The organism is Paenibacillus selenitireducens, from assembly GCF_002021565.1.
Classification (GTDB): Bacteria; Bacillota; Bacilli; order Paenibacillales; family Paenibacillaceae; genus Paenibacillus_K; species Paenibacillus_K selenitireducens.
Genome location: NZ_MSZX01000008.1, coordinates 154,274 through 174,080, shown reverse-complemented (window position 1 = coordinate 174,080; position 19,807 = coordinate 154,274). Strand labels below are relative to the sequence as shown.

Annotated in this window: 18 protein-coding genes; all 18 read left to right on the top strand. The window is 44.2% G+C overall.

The annotated features are described in order from the left end of the window. The first annotated feature begins 53 nt into the window (after positions 1 to 53). The 18 genes from BVG16_RS20160 (at position 54) to argH (ending at position 19,703) form a co-directional block, all read left to right on the top strand. The gene (locus tag BVG16_RS20160; RefSeq protein ID WP_144027429.1) at positions 54 to 1,391 is read left to right on the top strand and encodes a hypothetical protein; all 1,338 of its coding nucleotides are present in this window, start codon (positions 54 to 56) and stop codon (positions 1,389 to 1,391) included. Further along, complete coding sequence (locus tag BVG16_RS20155; RefSeq protein WP_078500950.1) at positions 1,384 to 2,334, top strand: hypothetical protein; 951 nt, start codon at positions 1,384 to 1,386, stop codon at positions 2,332 to 2,334. Before BVG16_RS20160 ends, BVG16_RS20155 begins: the two co-directional genes overlap by 8 nt. 22 nt (positions 2,335 to 2,356) lie before the next feature. Beyond that, positions 2,357 to 2,956, top strand: coding sequence for an HAD-IB family phosphatase (locus BVG16_RS20150; RefSeq protein ID WP_078500948.1), 600 nt, complete (start codon positions 2,357 to 2,359; stop codon positions 2,954 to 2,956). Then, positions 2,929 to 3,591, top strand: a complete 663-nt coding sequence (locus BVG16_RS20145; RefSeq protein ID WP_078500946.1) for a phosphocholine cytidylyltransferase family protein — start codon at positions 2,929 to 2,931, stop codon at positions 3,589 to 3,591. The genes BVG16_RS20150 and BVG16_RS20145 overlap by 28 nt, the downstream gene beginning before the upstream one ends. Before the next feature lie 68 nt (positions 3,592 to 3,659). After that, a complete protein-coding gene (locus BVG16_RS20140; RefSeq protein WP_078500944.1) occupies positions 3,660 to 4,313 on the top strand; it encodes a class I SAM-dependent methyltransferase in 654 nt (217 codons plus the stop codon). Positions 4,314 to 4,537: 224 nt separating this feature from the next. Beyond that, positions 4,538 to 4,702, top strand: a complete 165-nt coding sequence (locus BVG16_RS32895) for a glycosyltransferase family 2 protein (protein WP_158081731.1) — start codon at positions 4,538 to 4,540, stop codon at positions 4,700 to 4,702. 299 nt (positions 4,703 to 5,001) lie between these two features. Next, a complete protein-coding gene (locus BVG16_RS20135) occupies positions 5,002 to 5,199 on the top strand; it encodes a cold shock domain-containing protein (protein WP_078500942.1) in 198 nt (65 codons plus the stop codon). Between the two features lie 357 nt (positions 5,200 to 5,556). After that, positions 5,557 to 6,105 (top strand): ribosome hibernation-promoting factor, HPF/YfiA family, encoded by a 549-nt coding sequence (hpf, locus tag BVG16_RS20130; RefSeq protein ID WP_078500940.1) that lies wholly within the window; start codon positions 5,557 to 5,559, stop codon positions 6,103 to 6,105. Between the two features lie 361 nt (positions 6,106 to 6,466). After that, positions 6,467 to 8,974: a preprotein translocase subunit SecA gene (gene secA / locus BVG16_RS20125; RefSeq protein WP_078500938.1), complete on the top strand. Its 2,508-nt coding sequence runs from the start codon at positions 6,467 to 6,469 to the stop codon at positions 8,972 to 8,974. A gap of 27 nt (positions 8,975 to 9,001) precedes the next feature. Continuing rightward, positions 9,002 to 10,115 (top strand): peptide chain release factor 2 gene (prfB, locus tag BVG16_RS20120; RefSeq protein WP_144027428.1). Its coding sequence is split into 2 segments (ribosomal slippage): positions 9,002 to 9,073 and positions 9,075 to 10,115, totalling 1,113 coding nucleotides; the frame shifts between segments, so codons are not numbered across the junction. Between the two features lie 135 nt (positions 10,116 to 10,250). Further along, the gene (locus tag BVG16_RS20115; protein WP_233147119.1) at positions 10,251 to 11,093 is read left to right on the top strand and encodes a YitT family protein; all 843 of its coding nucleotides are present in this window, start codon (positions 10,251 to 10,253) and stop codon (positions 11,091 to 11,093) included. Positions 11,094 to 11,320: 227 nt separating this feature from the next. Beyond that, positions 11,321 to 12,370, top strand: a complete 1,050-nt coding sequence (argC, locus tag BVG16_RS20110; RefSeq protein WP_078500934.1) for an N-acetyl-gamma-glutamyl-phosphate reductase — start codon at positions 11,321 to 11,323, stop codon at positions 12,368 to 12,370. Between the two features lie 31 nt (positions 12,371 to 12,401). After that, a complete protein-coding gene (gene argJ / locus BVG16_RS20105) occupies positions 12,402 to 13,631 on the top strand; it encodes a bifunctional glutamate N-acetyltransferase/amino-acid acetyltransferase ArgJ (protein WP_078500932.1) in 1,230 nt (409 codons plus the stop codon). Positions 13,632 to 13,715: 84 nt separating this feature from the next. After that, a complete protein-coding gene (argB, locus tag BVG16_RS20100) occupies positions 13,716 to 14,489 on the top strand; it encodes an acetylglutamate kinase (RefSeq protein WP_233147118.1) in 774 nt (257 codons plus the stop codon). A gap of 43 nt (positions 14,490 to 14,532) precedes the next feature. Then, positions 14,533 to 15,744, top strand: coding sequence for an acetylornithine transaminase (locus BVG16_RS20095; RefSeq protein WP_078500928.1), 1,212 nt, complete (start codon positions 14,533 to 14,535; stop codon positions 15,742 to 15,744). A gap of 23 nt (positions 15,745 to 15,767) precedes the next feature. Next, a complete protein-coding gene (gene argF, locus BVG16_RS20090) occupies positions 15,768 to 16,727 on the top strand; it encodes an ornithine carbamoyltransferase (protein WP_078500926.1) in 960 nt (319 codons plus the stop codon). A 68-nt stretch (positions 16,728 to 16,795) separates the two neighbouring features. Then, entirely contained in the window at positions 16,796 to 18,034 is a 1,239-nt protein-coding gene (locus BVG16_RS20085) for an argininosuccinate synthase (protein ID WP_078500924.1), read from the top strand. 253 nt (positions 18,035 to 18,287) lie between these two features. After that, the gene (gene argH / locus BVG16_RS20080) at positions 18,288 to 19,703 is read left to right on the top strand and encodes an argininosuccinate lyase (protein ID WP_078500923.1); all 1,416 of its coding nucleotides are present in this window, start codon (positions 18,288 to 18,290) and stop codon (positions 19,701 to 19,703) included. Positions 19,704 to 19,807 lie beyond the last annotated feature (104 nt).

The following is a 19,807-nucleotide window of genomic DNA, read 5'->3' as shown; positions in this document are numbered from 1 at the left end:
GTTGATAGAGTTGTAGGGGAATATAATTGTACCCAAATGAAAGGAACTATATAATGAGAAGAATTCGTAAGAAAAATTTTATACCAACAAATTTAGATACAGAAATTAACTTGGAGATTTTAAGTCAAGGTATTGATGAACTAAGGTACATGCTGCAAAATATTAATGTTAATTATTCAGATGTTGAAACCGAATATAGGATAAGCCATCAATTTGAAGAACAAATTTCAGAATCTATCGTTTTATCCAATGGAATTGCTGTTGATTCAAACTATAAAATAGAGACGTATACAGCGTACTCCCATAGTTTTATTAAACAGGATGAATATTCGATTTTTAAATTTATTTCCGCCGAACGATTAGCTGAACTTCTGTACAAAGATCATAATGGTTATTATGGTGTAATTGGCCACTGGGGGGGGATTATTAGTGGATTATTTCCTGAAGTCCTTAGGAGAAATCTCACTTGGATTCAACCATCATCCTTTTTGGAAAATGGTGCATTGAATAACGATAATGAACCTGGAGTCTACAAGAAATGTCACCCTGCAATTATTGCAGATGAATTAAATAAAGTGGATCACTTACTGATATCGAATATTCATTTATCGAATTTATATCTTCTTTCCCCCAATATGCTAGAAGAGTTAGCTCATAATGTGAAAGAAATGCTATATCTCCCCGTTAGAATGCCTACTCGACTGTTAAGCATTGTATGGGGACATGGATTTAGTAGCTATCAGTATGATGGACAGAGCTATTTTCGTTGGGCTATTGGCACCCAATCTAAGTTCAATTTAGAATTGATCAATTCTACAAGTCAATCTATTAAAGTTCAATTGTCTTGGGAAAGCGAAACCTCTAGTGTAGAAAGTTCTATATTAAGAGTTTCGGGATTGGGGTTGTTTGTGAATGTACCTGTAAGTAACAATATTTCTTCATTGTCTGCAGAAGTTACCCTTCTTCCTGGAAAAAATAATTTGCAGTTCGAATATTTGGGAATACCTGTTCAAGGGAATGATTTGAATTTATATCAATTTATGATAAAAAACTTAATATTGTCAATTAATAATCAACCTTATTTATTAAATGAGGAAGCTCATGTCATTGATCATATAGAAGATTATTACCTTGATGATTACTCGATTAGACAAAAGCTGCATAGTAGTGGTTTTTTTGAAGTGAAGCCTATAGCTTTTATAAACAGTGGCTATTTTAGTGTGCCTTTACCAACATCCAGGTATTTACATAGGGATTCCTTTGTTCAATTGAAGGATGGATGTTCTGAAGAGTTTTACAATTTAGCTAATCAAGGTATATATTCAGCTGTTGTATTATATTGTGCAAACCGTTCGACACGTTTGGAAGATGAGGTGAGTACAGATGTATAAAGATACACAAGTATACTTGTTTCTTGGATATGGAAGTGAGTATGTTTTAAATCCTTTGTATAATTATATGGTGAAATTAGGTTATGAATGTGTGGAAGTTGATATGATGAAGCATCCCTCTACGATTTCAACTTTACAATCTCTTATAGGCAGAAAGGTGGTTCTAATAACATCTGCACATTTGTTTTTTGATAAAATGAATTTCAAAAATATTCATTTTGATGCGCACGGGTCGAATGTTCACATCTTGGCTGTACTAGAAGGATTGAATCCCATAAGAAAAGTATATTATCCACATGATTTAATTGAACCTTTAAATCCACCGGAATTTCCTTGGTTACCTTTATTCGATGTGTTTTTATCACCGCTACCGCATCTTAAACATTATGAGAGATATACTAAGGTTGTGGAAGTTGGATGGATTAAAAAATTGGAACCGACACCTCCAATCATTAAAGGAAGACTAAACATTGTGCATCTATTATCGGAGTTTATTGTCTATAATAGAATTGGTTTTGAAAGTACCTTTCAATATTGGTGTGCTATTTGGAATCAAGGCGTTAGTGTAAAGCTGCCCAAATGGCCAGGATATAAAGAATTTGAAATTGAATTAATAAATAAAGGAATTAATGTTTATTCTGCGGAAAAAAATATATTTGAAATAATAAATGAGAATGATGTAATTATTACTAACAGTAGCTCTTCAGTAAATACGGAGGCCTCATTAAGTGGACGTTTAACATTAAATATGATGGACGGTATGATTCCGACATATATGATTAAGAATACTCTTCAAGGCTTACCAGGGCTACATATACTTTCAATGTCAGAAGGGGCTCATTATATTTCTGAATTAAGAGCTGGCAAGAGGCAGCCTCTTATTAATGATGAGGTACTTAAACCCTTTGACTTTGATTTGGCTGTTCAAGCTTTAACTGATTAATTCCAAGCGGTGGAGGAAGATAATGAGTACGAGTTGGAGTTTTTTATTTGATTTAGATGGAACGATAACCCAAAAGGAAATATTACCAATAATCGCTAAAGAAGTAGGTCTATATGAGGAAATTCAAAAATTAACGGAAGACACTATTAAAGGGGTTATTCCATTTCATGAAAGTTTTTTGAAGAGAGTGGAATTATTAAAAGAAGTCCCTGTTAAAGTGGTCCAGGATATTGTATCGAATGTACCATTAAATGAAAAGACACTTGAGTTTATTGAAGAAAATCGAGATAGTTGCTATGTTGTAACTGGTAATTTAGATGTTTGGGTGGGGCCTTTATGCAATTATATTGGCGTTAAAAGTTATACATCTCGAGCTGAAGTAGAGGACGGATTTATCATAAGAGTAACAGATGTCCTTGAAAAGGGTAAAATTGCAAGGAGTTTCGAGGGAAGATTCATTGCTATTGGAGAAGGAAATAACGATGCTGAAATGATTAAAGAAGCAACAATTGGTTTAGCTTACGGAGGCGTCCATTCTCCTGCAAACTCAGTCTTGGCTTGTGCCAGTCATGCTATCTATGAGGAGGAGCAATTATGTCGGTTTCTAAGACAGTTGTTATAAATTGTGCCGGAGTAGGCTCACGGTTGGGTTTAGGTATAACGAAGGCTCTCATTGAGATTGAGGGAAAGCCTCTTATAGCATGGCAGTTAGAGATGCTAGAGGAGGTAAATGATATCCGTGTGGTAGTGGGATATCAAGCCGATCAAGTTATAGAGCAGGTATTAAAGATAAGAAAGAATGTAACTTTTGTTTTTAATCATGATTTCTTAACAACAGGAACTGCAGCTAGCTTATCACTTGGAGCCAGATATGCTCAGGGAATGGTAATTTCTTTAGACGGTGATCTATTAGTCCATCCAGAAGACTTCCATACATTCCTTCGCTATCCATATGAAAGTATAGGTTATTGTATTCCATCAACAGAAGACCCTGTATTAGTAAATGTAGTTCAGAATGGTTCTGAAGAATTTATTAGTCATTTCTCGAGGGAGCATGGTAACTATGAATGGTCAGGTCTTGTTCAAATGGATGCTACGAAATTATCAATGACATCAGGGCATGTGTACCAACTTCTTGAGCAGTACATACCAATAAAGGCGATTCCAGTTCGATGTCAAGAAATTGATACTCCATCTGATTATGATGCTGCTATTGTCTGGGTTCAAAACAACTTAATAGCAATAAATTCTCGATGACTAAAGAATAGATATAACTTTCAAAATGAAGAGATAATTTTATACAACTTATCTGAGAGGAGTTAATAATGTTAGATAAAGAAAAAATTAAGGTTTTTTTTGAACGGCGCGCTCAAGTAGAGGATCCAAATCTTGCAACCCATTTCAAAGACGATGATACAATTGATTTTGACATTGAATTAATTAACAAATATATAAATGAATCTTCAAAAGTATTAGATCTGGGGTGTGGTCCAGGAAGAATTACGAATCGCTTAGAGCCACATGTTTCTTATATAAAATCAGTGGATAATCAAGAAAAATTTTTGGAACATTGTATTCAGTCTCCTAAAATTAAAACGGTTGTCTCTGATCTTCCGTACTTTTTAGAACCTTCGAAATTTGACGTTATTCTTTTATTTGGTGTGGTAACCTACTTTAATGATGAGGAAGTACAAAAGATTTATAAAAACTGCTACCACATGTTGGCTGATGAAGGGATTCTAATTGTTAAACATGCTTGTGGGATTAACGATGATGTGATAATTGATAAATATTCAGAACAGATAGGTGAGTGGTATCATGTGTTTTATAGACATATAGAAAATGATATTCAATTATTAGATCAATCAGATTTTTACATTACCAACAAAATTGATATTTACCCAGAAAGATTAAATCCTTGGGAAAATACACATTATTACGCTTTTGTAGCAAAAAAAAGTTTTTCTGCGGGTAGTTAAAATCTTTGAAGATTGTTTTTACTAGGAGTTAGCTTGTTGAGAAACCTTGACAGGCTTTTTTATTTTGTGGTAGTTGTACATCTTAATCGGAATAGCTTAAGTAGGTTGTAGAAATTATAACTTCCTGCATCCCCTATAATACCATCCCAACCTCTTTATCCGCTGTCGTCTAACCCCAACACCACCTAACCACTATCAATCCTGCCCCCCTCAGGTGGCCCCCCATGAAAACATCCATCATCATCACCCGCAGTAACCTGCTATACAACCAACTCTGTATCGAAAGTATCCGCCAATACACGAGCCCCAACACATACGAGATCATCGTGATCAACAATTACTCAACCGAAGGTACTTCGGCGTGGTTACGGCAGCAAAGTGATGTTTGAAGTCGGTATAAAACGAAGAACCTCGGTGTCTCGAAGGCCTGGAACCAAGGGATCGAGTTGGCAACAGGCTACCAACCTCCTCCTCAGAAGTTGGTGGAGGTGCAGAGATTTGTGATTGTAAGTGCGGATATATCGATAAAATTTTTGTGATTGTCTACCGTATAAATGAAGAGCGATGGATTGCTAGATACGTCGCTCATAGAATCTCTCCAAACCCATTGACACCGCTTTCATTCGGTGGTATATTCGTCTTGTGGCCAAGTGCCACTTTCATTTGAAGACGAAGGGAATGTATTTGAATGCAAGGTAAAGTTAAATGGTTTAACGCAGAAAAAGGTTATGGTTTCATCGAGACAGCAGACGGTGGAGACGTATTCGTACATTTCTCCGCAATCCAAACCGAAGGCTTCAAAACATTAGAAGAAGGCCAATCCGTTGAGTTCGACATCGTTGAAGGCGCTCGCGGACCACAAGCAGCTAACGTAATTAAATTATAATCATCCCGGCATGAAGCCGCGCTACATATGGTTCGATGGTTAACAATTAAATTTCAGCTAGCAGACAACCCTGGAGGAATCTAGGGTTGTTTTTTGTATGTCTTTCTCAATAGAGTTGTACTATAACAACAAACGATAGATTTCAACACAACATCACCGCCGTCGGATGTTCATGTGACGTAGATCACACCCTTGTTAAAAGGCAACGAACCCTTGTGTATCAAGAACTTTGCATAAATTCACACTTCCATCTGACGTTCCAAAAACGGAAAAAGTTACACCGATTTCTGTATTAAGAAATTTTGAAGTTTGCCTACGCCTGTGTTATAATAACTTCAAGCAAAGGAGGAGTGCTCTATGAAATACAGCATTCGAGGCCAACAGATCCCAGTGACAGAAGCTTTAAGAGAGTATGTAGAGAAAAAGCTAAGTAGATTGGATAAGTATTTTGAAGTGCCGCCTACCTCTGAGGTATATGTCACATTAAGCGTAGTCAAAGACAAGCATAGCGTTGAGGTGACGATTCCGTTGCCAGGAGTGATGCTCCGCGCTGAAGATAAAAGTGATGACATGTATGCATCGATGGACGCTGTGATTGATAAGTTAGAGCGTCAAATTCGTAAACACAAAACCAAATTGAATCGTAGATTCCGTCAAGAAGGCAACTTGAAATCCATTATTCGCGAATCCGGTGCAACAGCCGTTGCATTAGAGGATGAAGAGGATACGCTCGAGCTTGTCCGTACGAAGCGGTTTACATTGAAACCGATGGACGTGGAAGAAGCGATCTTGCAAATGAACATGATTGGACATAACTTCTTTGTCTTCTCCAACATGGACACGAACCAAGTGAATGTCGTATACCGCCGGAATGACGGCAAATACGGGATTATTGAACAGGACTAGAATGAAACTTAGGAAAATGGAATCCTACTTATTATAAACAAGATAGATTATGAATATGCAGTCATGCGAAAGCTTGGTTCCTTCGGGAGCCAAGCTTTTGTAAATTTAGAGCTCTATATATGAGATTCTAGCCAGTAACTGTAGCGTGTATATGTATTTTGTCCTAGTGTGATACTAGCCTTATGAGATACGATACGGCTGGAAATAATTTTTTCTGGAAGTTTACGAAACAAACATGGAAGTCACAACGTAAGTATATACGAATAGTCCATACTGGATTGTTGCGACAATACCCACAAACTGATACAATTTAATGCAAACCATCTGTTTTGTACGAAATACGAAAGGGGTCTACCCATACATGTTAGGACTTGTAAAAAAGATATTTGGCGATCTTAACGAACGTGAGATAAAACGTTTGATGAAGACGGTCGACCAAATCAATGAAATGGAACCAACGTACAAAGAGCTTTCGGATGAGCAATTGAAAGCCAAAACGGAAGAGTTTAGAGCCCGGATCGAAAAAGGCGAGACGTTGGATGAACTATTACCAGAAGCATTTTGCGTGGTGCGTGAAGCATCCGTAAGAAGCTTAGGCATGCGCCATTTTGATGTACAGTTGATCGGCGGTATGGTTCTTCACGAAGGGAAAATCGCTGAAATGAAAACCGGGGAGGGTAAAACCCTCGTTGGTACTTTGCCAGTTTATTTGAATGCTCTTCTAGGAAAAGGCGTTCACGTAATTACGGTCAATGACTACCTTGCGCAACGCGATAGCGCGTTGATGGGTACAATTTATAATTTCCTTGGCATGACGGTTGGCGTCAATATGAACGGTCTTAGCCATGAAGATAAGCAAGCTGCATACGAATGCGATATTACGTACGGTACGAATAATGAGTTCGGCTTTGACTACTTGCGCGACAACATGGTGTTGTACAAAGAGCAAATGGTTCAGCGTCCGCTTTATTTCTGTACGATTGATGAAGTGGATTCGATCCTTGTCGATGAGGCAAGAACACCGCTAATCATTTCCGGACAAGCAGCGAAATCTACGGAGCTTTATTTTGCTGCGGATCGTTTTGTTCGTCGTTTAACAGCGGAAGAAGACTACACGGTAGATATTAAAGTGAAATCCGTTGCGTTGACAGATGCGGGGGTAGCGAAAGCGGAGAAAGCTTTTGGCGTGGATAACTTGTTTGATCAGAAGCATGTTACATTAAATCATCACGTGACTCAAGCGTTGAAAGCTAATGTGATCATGCGTCGCGACGTGGACTATGTCGTTCAAGACGGTGAAGTATTGATCGTCGATGAATTTACGGGCCGCATCATGCAAGGTCGTCGTTATAGCGATGGCTTGCACCAAGCGATTGAAGCCAAAGAAGATCTCGACGTTCAGAACGAGAGCATGACGCTTGCAACGATTACGTTCCAGAACTACTTCCGGATGTATCGCAAATTGGCAGGGATGACCGGTACGGCGAAAACAGAGGAAGAAGAATTCAAGAAAATCTACGGTTTGGATGTTATCCAAATTCCTACGAACCGTCCGAATGTACGGAAGGATTTAGCGGATGTCGTCTACAAGACGGAAAAAGGTAAATTCAAAGCCGTTGTTGACGAGATTGTAGCACGTCATACCCTTCACCAGCCGGTGTTGGTAGGTACGGTTTCGATTGAGAACTCGGAATTGCTGTCCGAGATGCTGAAGCGTAAAGGTATCACACATAAAGTCTTAAATGCGAAATACCATGAAGAAGAAGCTGAAATTATCTCCCGTGCAGGTGAAGCAGACAGCGTAACGATCGCTACCAACATGGCAGGCCGCGGTACGGATATTATTCTTGGCGACAGTGTATCAGAATTCGGTGGATTGCATATTATCGGTACAGAGCGTCACGAAAGCCGTCGTATTGATAATCAGCTTCGCGGTCGTGCGGGACGTCAAGGGGATCCAGGTTCCTCGCAGTTCTATCTTTCGATGGAAGATGAATTGATGAGACGTTTCGGCGCTGAGAATATCTCGGGCATGATGGATCGCCTTGGTTTTGATGAGGAATCTCCAATTGAGAGCCGTCTGATTACGAAAGCTGTTGAATCTGCACAGAAACGTGTCGAAGGAAGCAACTTCGATGTGCGTAAGATCGTCCTTCAATATGATGATGTGATGAACCAACAACGTGAGATTATCTATAAACAACGTCGTGAGATTCTATTCTCCGATAACATTCGTGAAATCGTGCTTGAAATGATTAAGCCGGTCATCGAGCGTGTCGTGGATGCACACTGCGTGGAAGATATTCCGGAGAACTGGGAATTGGCAGAAGTCGCTGAATATGCGAACAATACGCTTCTTGAGCAAGATCAACTTACCAAAGATGATCTATGGGGCAAGGAAAAAGAAGAAATCGTGGAACTCATTTATAACCTTGTATTAGTTCGTTACGACGAGCGTGAGGAAATGATGGGCTCCGAGATGATGCGTGAGTTCGAGAAAGTTATCGTATTGCGTGCGGTAGACAGCAAATGGATGGATCATATCGATGCGATGGATCACTTGCGTCAAGGGATTCACCTTCGTGCTTACGGCGGTACAGATCCGCTTCGCGAGTACCAATTCGAAGGCTTTGAAATGTTCCACGAGATGGTCAACCAAATTCAACAGGACGTTGCGACATACATCATGAAAGCTCAAGTGGAGCGCAACCAAGAGCGTCAAGCCGTTGTTGAAGAGAGCAAAATCTCAACGAACAGCAGCAGCGAGCCTGCTCAAAAGCAACCAACCAAAAACGAACCGCAAATCGGACGCAATGATCCTTGTCCTTGCGGCAGCGGTAAGAAATATAAAAATTGCCACGGGCAATAAGCAACGAAGTTAGATGAGGTGGATGGCATGATCGAACCCAGCGTGAAACAGGATTTACGCGAAATTGCAAAGAGACTTTCAGACCTTAGGGGGTCTCTTTGACTTAGATTTGAAGCAGGAAATGATTGAGAACTTTGAGGTCAAAATGGCAGCGCCAGATTTCTGGGGCGACAATGAACGTGCACAGGGCGTGATTGCTGAACTGAACGCCGTCAAGTCTTCCGTAGACCGATATCAAGGATTAAGTCAAGAGTATGAAGATGTGACGATGATGCTTGAACTTGCGGATGAGGAAGCTGACGAGTCCTTGGCACTGGAACTGTATTCGACGGTTAAAGAGTTGATGGCGAAGTTAGAGAACTTTCAACTTCAACTGCTGCTGAATCAGCCGTACGATAAGTTCAATGCGATTCTCGAATTACATCCGGGTGCAGGCGGCACAGAGTCGCAGGACTGGGGGCAAATGTTACTCCGTATGTATACCCGTTGGGCAGAGAAACGGAATTTCAAGGTGGAAGTACTGGATTATCTGCCAGGCGATGAAGCGGGGATTAAGAGCGTTACGCTGTTAATCAAAGGCTTTAACGCGTATGGGTATTTGAAAGCAGAGAAGGGTGTGCATCGCCTTGTGCGAATCTCGCCGTTCGATGCATCGGGACGTCGGCATACGTCGTTCGTTTCCTGCGATGTGGTGCCTGAAATCGGTGATGATGTCGAAGTGGATATCCGCACAGAAGATTTGAGGATTGATACGTATCGTGCCAGCGGCGCGGGCGGTCAGCATATCAATACGACGGACTCTGCGGTACGGATCACTCATATCCCAACAGGGGTTGTGGTGACTTGCCAGACCGAACGTTCGCAGATCAAGAACCGTGAGCGGGCGATGACCGTCCTTCGTTCGAAGTTATATGAGCGTAAAATCGAAGAGCAGCGGAAGCAGCTTGATGAAATTCGCGGGGAGCAATCGGAGATCGCTTGGGGCAGTCAAATTCGATCTTATGTATTTCATCCATACAGCATGGTGAAGGACCATCGTACCCAAGTAGAAACCGGCAACGTCGGCGCTGTGATGGACGGCGATTTAGATCCGTTTATCGACGGCTACTTACGAAGCCAGATTCGGATTAAGAACGAATAAAGTGAGCCTAGAATTCCTACACTTGTGATAGTGTGGGAATTTTTTGCGAGCAACCGATGCTGGAATTCAAACTAGGAGCGAAAAGCTATGAAGGGAAACAACACAACGAAGCGGCACGAACGCATTGTGAAGCCAATGCACCCCGTACTATTGGGAGTAATGGAGTATACACTTGTCATTTTGGGTAGTTTCAGTATCGCAGTTAGCTTTAATTTATTTTTGCTCGCACATCAAATTGCTTCCGGGGGTGTATCTGGGATATCGATCCTTGTGGAGCATTTTACAGGAATCGAACCTGCGTATACCCAGTGGGCAATTAACATTCCGCTCTTTATTCTGGGTATTGTCCTTGTGGGGAAAGATTTCGGATATAAGGTCTTATGCGGGATTTTCTTTCTCCCTTTGTTTATTCTCTTGACCAAAAGCTGGCCGTCACCAACTGATAATCCGCTGCTAGCTTCCATTTATGGAGGGCTTGGTATTGGATTAGGACTCGGACTGGTATACCGTGGGCGCGGTTCCACAGGGGGTCTCGACTTGGTAGCACAGCTGATCAATCGCTTCACAGGCATCAGTTATCACTTGGCCGTACCGATGCTTGACGGTATTGTCATCTTGTGCGCAGGGATCTTCTTATCCCCGGAAAAGGCGCTATACGCCTTAATTGGGTTGTTTGTAACAAGCAAGACGATCGATGTGATTCAGGTCGGATTTGGCTTTTCTAAGGTTGCTTTTATCATCTCGAATGAAGCAGATAGGCTGGAGGAGGCGATCCTCCATGATCTGGATCGGGGCTTAACCGAGCTGCAAGGCAAGGGGGGCTTCACCAAAGAAGAGCGAAAGGTGCTCATGGTCGTTGTGTCACAGACGGAAGTAAGTAAGCTGAAGGTGCTTGTCAGGTCGGTTGACCCATCTGCATTTGTCATTATTAGCGATACCAAAGAAGTGCTCGGCGAAGGCTTCAAATTGCATACATAGCAGCTTCAATATAAAAAGTCGTAAACCTTATCGTGCCTTGCCGTGATAGGGATTTGCGGCTTTTTTTCATGCGACAAGGTCTCAAAAAATAATCGTTGTATATATATAACTACGGGTGTATAATAATACGTAATTTCAAATTCGGCTATTATTTCCATCGAGAAATAACTGATGTACAATGGAAATATTATGTAATACAAGTTGGGAGCACGCGGGAGGAATGTACGATGAACACGAAGTTAAGAGCAGCGATTGTAGGATCAACGGGATATGGTGGCGTTGAGGTAATTCGATTCTTGCAGGGACATCCCCATGTAGAGATTACTTCGGTCATTTCGTCTTCCAATAGTGGGGAACGGTTATCCGAGGGATTCCCGCATTTATCCGAGATTATGATTGAGGCACTGGATGCTGTGGATATTGCTTTAATTGCAGAGAAAGCGGATGTTGTATTTACGGCTACACCGCACGGGGTGAGTGCGAAGCTCGTTCCACAGTTATTAGAGGCAGGGTTGAAGGTCGTTGATTTATCCGGTGACTTCAGGTTAAAAGATGGTTCCGTATATGAAACGTGGTATAAGAAATCACCTGCAGACGAAGCCTTGCTAGCTCAAGCCGTATATGGACTATGCGAAGTATTCGGTGAAGAAGTAAAAGGACTAGATTTCGTATCCAATCCAGGTTGTTATCCAACAGCGACGTTACTTGGATTGATCCCAGCCGTTGCGGCAGGGTGGATTGACCCGCATTCCATTATTATTGATGCGAAATCCGGGGTGTCCGGGGCAGGACGGGGAACCAGTCTCATCTCACATTTTGCAGAGATTAATGAGAACTTCAAAGCTTATAAAGTCAACCAACACCAGCACACACCAGAAATAGAGCAGGCCCTGACACAGGTAGCCGGGGAGCCCGTTGTAGTGACGTTTACAACACATTTAACACCGATGACACGGGGGATTATGTCGACGATGTATGCGAAGGTGAACGGCGTGCATACGGATGAAGATTTCATTGAACTGTATAAGCAGTATTACGAAGGACGACGATTTGTTCGGATCCGCGACAAAGGCAAATGGCCTGCGACGAAGGAAGTGTTCGGGTCCAATTATTGCGATATAGGGTTTGCAGTCGATGAGCGTACGGGCCGAGTGACGATCGTATCTGTCATTGATAACTTGGTGAAGGGCGCTGCAGGTCAGGCCATTCAGAATTTGAATTTGATGATGGGCTGGGATGAGACATTAGGATTGTCGCTCACGCCGATCTATCCATAGAGTTTATTCACGAGAATTGGAGAGAGAGCATATGGGGAATCAATATTTTACCGTCGTGAAAGACGGTTCGGTTACCGTACCGCAAGGCTTTAAGGCTGGCGGCATGCATTGTGGATTGAAAAAAACAGATCGGAATGACCTTGGCGCTATTCTGTGCGAGGTTCCTGCGACAGCTGCTGCAGTCTACACGACGAACGTGTTCCAAGCAGCTCCGCTCAAAGTCACACGTGAGAGCATTGCCCAAGAAGGCAAGCTTCAAGCAGTGATTGTGAACAGCGGAAATGCCAATGCTTGTACGGGGCAGCAAGGAGAGCAGGACGCGTACCAAATGCGAAATGAGATGGCGGCACAGTTAGGATTACCTGAACATTATGTTGCGGTCGCTTCAACAGGCGTCATCGGTGAATTATTGAAAATGGATCGCGTGTCCGCCGGGATCGCTAAGCTTCCAGAGCGTCTGACAGGAGAGGCTGGCGGGGCGGAAGATTTCAGCCAAGCGATTCTGACAACGGATTTAGTGAAAAAAGAAATTTGCGTTGCGGTGCAAGTGAACGGTGAAACGGTTTACATTGCAGGAGCAGCAAAAGGATCGGGCATGATTCATCCGAACATGGCAACGATGCTTGCTTTTATGACGACAGACGCAGTTATTGATCAAGCTGCATTACAGCAATTACTCGGGATGACGACAAACGTAACGTTCAATATGATTACGGTGGATGGAGATACAAGTACAAATGACATGCTTGTTGCGATGGCAAGTGGTCTGGTAGGGAATGCACCCTTGAATCCGGCTCATCCGGATTGGGAAGCCTATGCCGCAGCGTTCCGTCATGTATGCGAACACCTTGCACAAGCGATTGCAAGAGACGGCGAAGGGGCAACAAAGCTGGTTGAGGTAAATGTGAGTGGGGCAGTATCAGATGAATCCGCACAAGCGATTGCGAAGACGGTAATTGGATCGAGTCTTGTAAAGTCTGCCGTATTCGGCGCTGACGCGAACTGGGGACGGATCATCGCAGCTGTAGGTCGTGCCGGTGAGCCGGTTAACCCAGAGACAGTGGATATCCGTCTAGGCGATATTACGGTACTAACACAGTCGAGACCGGTCCCTTTTGACGAGGAATTGGCTTTGGAATATTTGAAAGGCAATACAGTGACCATTCATGTCGCATTGAACCATGGGGCAGGCGTGGCGACGGCGTGGGGCTGTGACTTAACTTATGATTATGTCCGTATTAATGCGGCATATCGAACGTAAGGATAGGTGATCAGCATGAGCGAACAGACACAAGGAAGCGCTGCGAACGAGCAGATTAGGAATAGTACGAACCATCGATTTGTTATGAAATGTGGAGGGAGCACCTTAGCGGCGTTACCTGATGCTTTTTTCGAAGACTTGCGTCAATTGCAAGCGGATGGAATCACACCGGTGATTGTTCATGGCGGTGGACCCGCGATCTCAGAGACGTTAACCAAACTGGGGATCGAGACCGAATTTGTGAATGGGTTGCGCAAGACGAGCGATGAAGTGCTTGATGTTGTGGAAATGGTGCTAGCAGGTCAAATCAATAAGCAAATCGTTCGTAAAATCGGCGTAAGCGGTGCGAAGGCATTGGGGCTTTCAGGCGTAGACGGCGGATTGATTCAGACGGTACCTGTCCCGAACTCGACAGAGGTCGGTTTTGTAGGCGATGTGGTCCATATCGAAGCCTCGATCATCGAGGGTGTGATTCAAATGGGCTATATGCCAGTGATTGCACCGATCGGCATTTCAGCGGACGGTGTTCAGCGGTTCAATATCAATGCAGATACGGCGGCTGGAGCCGTGGCTTCCCATCTTGGGGTTGCACAGATGATTGTCGTGACAGATGTCCCGGGAATTATGAAGCGAATCGAGGGCGAACTTCAAGTGCTTCCAACCGTCACCGTAGCAGAGATCGAAGAAATGATCACTACCGGTGAGATCTACGGCGGCATGATTCCTAAAGTACGAGCAGCGATGCAGTGCATTCATGGGGATGTTCAGGAAGTTGTCATTGTAAATGGTACGGAACCGAATGTATTAAGCCGCACACTTCAAGGTGAAGCGATCGGAACACGAATAATCATTGCATAAAGAAGATTAAATAGGTTGGTCAAATTGAAAGGAGGAACGTGTTATGAGTGGAACGCAAGAGCAAGGTCAAGGTCAGGTGCAAAGCTCGTTATTTCCAACGTATGCAAGATATCCGATTTCCCTCGTGAAAGGTCAAGGCAGTTATTTATGGGATGATCAGGGGAACAAATATTTAGATTTCATGAGCGGTCTCGCTGTAACGGGGTTGGGTCATGCGCCGCAACAGGTCAAGGAGAAGCTGGTAGCTCAGTTGGATGAATTGTGGCATGTATCGAATCTATTTCAAATCCCGAATCAAGAGAAAGCAGCTGCGCTATTAACAGCAAATACCTGTGCGGATGCCGTGTTCTTCTGTAATTCCGGTGCAGAAGCGAACGAAGCAGCAATTAAGCTTGCTCGCCGTTATCATCAGAAAGTTCTGAACAGCGGGCGTTACGAGATCATTACGTTCAATCAATCTTTTCATGGACGGACGTTAGCGACATTAACGGCAACAGGACAGGATAAAGTAAAAGAGGGCTTCGCACCGTTGCCAGCCGGCTTCAAACACGTGCCATTGCATGACGTTGAAGCGTTAGAAGCAGCGATCACGAACCAGACTTGTGCCATCATGATCGAAATGGTGCAGGCCGAAGGCGGCGTCATTCCGGTTGAACCGGCATTTGTACAGCATATTGCGAAGCTCTGCAAAGAACATAACCTGCTTCTGATCATTGATGAGATTCAGACGGGCATGGGACGTACGGGTAAATTGTTCGCGTATGAGCATTACGGGATCGAGCCGGATATCTTCACGGTGGCTAAAGCTTTAGCAAGTGGGTTCCCGGTCGGAGCGATGTTGGGCAAAGGTTATTTGCGCGAAGCTTTCACCGCCGGCAGCCATGGTTCCACGTTCGGTGGTACGCCAATCGCTACAGCAGCCGTCATTGCAACCGTAGAGACGATTGTTGGCGGGCGCTTATGGGAACGGGCAGCCGAGATGGGCGACTACTTGATGGAGCAGTTACAAGAGAAATTGGATGGCAATACGTATGTGCGCGCGATCCGCGGCAAAGGTCTAATTATCGGGATAGAGTGCATCGAACCGGTTGCAGGCGTGATCGCTGAAGCACAGCAAAAAGGACTCCTCACGGTGTCTGCTGGGCCGAACGTATTGCGTCTATTGCCGAACCTCTTGGTAACAAAGGAAGAAATAGATACAGCTGTAAGCATGATCAACGAACTATTCACAGCAAAAGCCGCTGTTACGCAATAGAAAAGGGAACAGGAGTGATCTAGATGAGTACAACACAAACGGAATTAGGCATCAATTTAAAAGGCCGTGATTTTCTCGGACTTGGCGACTATTCTCCCGAGGAGATTCGTTATTTGATTGATCTCGCGATAGATTTGAAGCAAAAGCAGAAGAACGGCGAGGTGTATCAACCGCTCAAAGGGAAAACGCTCGGCATGATTTTCGAGAAATCTTCTACACGGACACGGGTTTCCTTTGAAGTCGGAATGTACCAATTAGGAGGGCATGCCCTCTTCTTAAGCAAAAATGATCTTCAAATCGGTCGTGGGGAATCGATTCATGACACGGCACAGACCATGTCTCGTTACCTGGACGGGATCATGATTCGGACGTATGCACATCGTACGGTGATCGATTTGGCGCGTTGGGCAACGATTCCGGTCATTAACGGGTTAACCGACTTGTCGCATCCTTGCCAAGCCTTGGCTGACTATCAGACCATTCTTGAGCACAAAGGCAAGTTAGCGGGCTTGAAGCTTGCTTATATTGGGGACGGCAACAATATGGTTCACTCCTTGATGATTGGAGCAGCAAAATTGGGTATTCATATCTCCATTGCGTCTCCAGAGGGATATGACATGGATGATACGATCATTCGCCAAGCACAAGAGATTGCAACGGTTACAGGTTCCAAAATTGTGATTACGCGAGACCCTATCGAAGCGGTACAAGACGCGGATGTCATTTATACCGATGTATGGGCAAGCATGGGCTTTGAATCCGAGCAGCAAGATCGTGAGCAGGCGTTCAAGGACTTCCAAGTGAACGAAGAGCTTGTGAAGCATGCGAAGCCGGATTACTTGTTCATGCACTGTCTGCCAGCGCATCGCGGGGAAGAAGTAAGCGAAGGCGTGATTGACGGGTCCAATTCCATTATTTTTGATCAAGCAGAAAATCGTCTGCATGCCCAGAAAGCGGTCATGGCAGCTATTCTATCACAATAGAATTTATAAAAGTTTCGACGGATCGAAACTAAAAAATTCTAAACTATTCACTTGGGAGTTGAGAGACAATGGCAAAAGAAAAAATCGTGCTCGCCTATTCCGGCGGCTTGGATACATCCGTCATTTTGAAATGGTTAAAAGAAACCTATGATGCGGAAATTATCGCATTTACGGCAGATATCGGACAGAAGGATGAGCTTGACGGCTTGGAAGAAAAAGCACTGGCAACAGGCGCATCCAAAGTATACATTGATGATCTCCGCGATGAGTTCGCACAAGATTTCATCTACCCGATGTTCCAATCAGGTGCGCTATATGAAGGGCAATACCTGCTGGGTACAAGCATTGCGCGTCCTTTGATCGCGAAACGTATGGTCGACATCGCGCGTGCAGAAGGCGCAACAGCGATTGCTCACGGTGCGACAGGCAAAGGGAATGACCAAGTTCGCTTCGAATTAACGGCTGCGGCACTGGCGCCAGAAATTCAAGTGATCGCGCCTTGGCGTTCCGAAGAATTCCGTAATCAGTTCCCGGGCCGTGCAGAGATGATTGCCTATGCTGAGAAGCATGGCATTCCGGTACAAGCTTCTGCGGCGAAGCCGTATTCGATGGACCGTAACTTGCTGCATATTAGCTTTGAGAGCGGGATGTTGGAAGATCCTTGGTTTGATCCAAGCGCAGACGCCAACAAAGGCATGTACGTACTGAGCGTGTCACCTGAGGATGCGCCAGATCAAGCGGAATATGTAGAACTTCAATTCGAGCAAGGCGATTGCGTAGCCATTAACGGCGAACAGCTGAGCCCGCTGCAAGTGATGGAGAAGCTGAATGAGTTGGGCGGCAAGCACGGTATTGGTCGCGTAGATATGGTGGAGAACCGTTTTGTCGGCATGAAGAGCCGCGGCGTCTATGAGACACCAGGCGGAACGATCTTGTTCACAGCACATCGCAAAATGGAATCCTTGACCATGGATCGCGACGTCATGCACTTGAGAGATTCTTTAATCTCGAAATATGCTACGTTAGTCTATAACGGCTTCTGGTTCGCACCAGAGCGTCTAGCGTTGCAAGCTCTTGTAACTGAGAGCCAACGCAACGTATCCGGTACGGTTCGTCTGAAATTGTACAAAGGCAACGTTATCGGTGCTGGCGTGAAGAGTCCAGTGAGCTTGTACAATCCAGATATCGCAACGATGGAAGCAGATCCGACGCAAGCGTATGACCAAGCGGATGCAACAGGCTTTATCCATCTGAATGCATTGCGTTTGAAAGTAAGCACTGGAGTAGAACAAAGCGCGAAGCGTTAATATAAAAGTGTAGAGAGCGAGCGGTGTGGGGACGGTGTTAGTGTTGTAAAATTTGTAGCAAAGGAGTGGGGGTGTCGTCTGGAGAGCGATAGCGATCGCCTTTGAAATCCGAAAATATCCATGTAATCGATTCAAATAAAGTTTTCGGATTTCAACAGCGACGGAAGATGATACTCCTACTCTCGAGCTCCTATTATTCTCCACGAAGTTACCAACCCCCGCCGCAAGCGAACGGAACGAAGGAGATGCTAGCATGAGTAAACTATGGGGCGGCCGCTTCACGAAGCAGACCGATCAGTTAGTGGAAGAATACACAGCTTCCATTACGTTTGATAAAGAACTCGCAGAAGAAGACATCCAAGGCAGCTTGGCGCATGTTACCATGCTTGGAAAGTGCGGGATCCTGCCAGCAGAGGATGTCGAGAAAATCCGTGAAGGCTTACTAAGCGTACAAGGAAAAATTCGTCGCGGAGAGATGGAGTTTTCCGTCTCCGACGAAGATATCCATATGAATATTGAGAAAACACTTATCGAAGAAATCGGCCCAGTAGGCGGTAAACTACATACGGGTCGCAGTAGGAATGACCAAGTAGCAACCGACATGCATTTGTACCTGCGGAAGCGGGTTGTAGAGTTTGTTGGTCTTCTTGGCAAATTACAAGAAGCACTGCTTACGCAGGCGAAAGCCAATCTCGATACGATCGTGCCGGGATATACCCATTTACAACGCGCACAGCCGATCCTTTTCGCCCATCATTTGATGGCCTACGTGTCGATGTTTGAACGCGATATCGAACGTTTGCAAGACAGCTACAAACGTATTAATACGTTACCGCTCGGCGCGGGTGCACTTGCAGGAACGACCTTTGCGATTGATCGTCATTTTGTGGCGGAGCAATTGAACTTTGATCGCGTGTATGAGAATAGTTTGGATGCCGTGAGTGACCGGGACTTCATTTTAGAATTCTTAAGCGGCTCTTCGATTCTGATGATGCACTTGTCCCGTTTCTGCGAAGAGATGGTGTTATGGTCCAGCACAGAGTTTAATTTCGTCGAGTTGGATGATGCATTCTGTACAGGCAGCAGCATTATGCCGCAGAAGAAGAATCCTGATGTAGCAGAACTTGTGCGCGGGAAGACAGGCCGTGTCTATGGAAATCTTATGGGCTTGTTAACAGTGTTGAAATCCTTGCCGCTTGCGTATAACAAAGATATGCAAGAGGACAAAGAAGGCATGTTCGATACGGTTCGTACTCTTCAAGGCGCCTTGCAATTGTTCGCTCCGATGGTAGAGACGATGAAGGTCAACCGTGACCGGATGCGTCAAGCCGTGAATCAAGATTTCTCAAATGCGACGGATATTGCGGACTTCTTGGTGAACAAAGGTCTGCCGTTCCGCCAAGCGCATGAAGTCATCGGGAAGACCGTATTATATTGTATCCAGAACCAAAAGTATCTGTTGGATCTAACCCTGGATGAGTTCAAACAATTCTCTCCATTGTTCGATGACCGCATCTATGAAGTGCTGCAGCCACAGCAAGTTGTGAATGCGCGTAACGTGTATGGCGGTACAGCGACGATTCAAGTCGAGGCAGCTATTGCTCGCGCAGAACAAGCACTGGAGCAGACGGTAGCTTGGGTGGAAGAATATTCGAAGAAATGCAAATAAGATCCATCATAATTCCAAAAAAAAGACCGAACACAAAGTTTACGCTTGTGTCGGTCTTTTTTGTTGGACGCCGTGGGCGTTTCTAGTTTAGTTGTAATTATTGA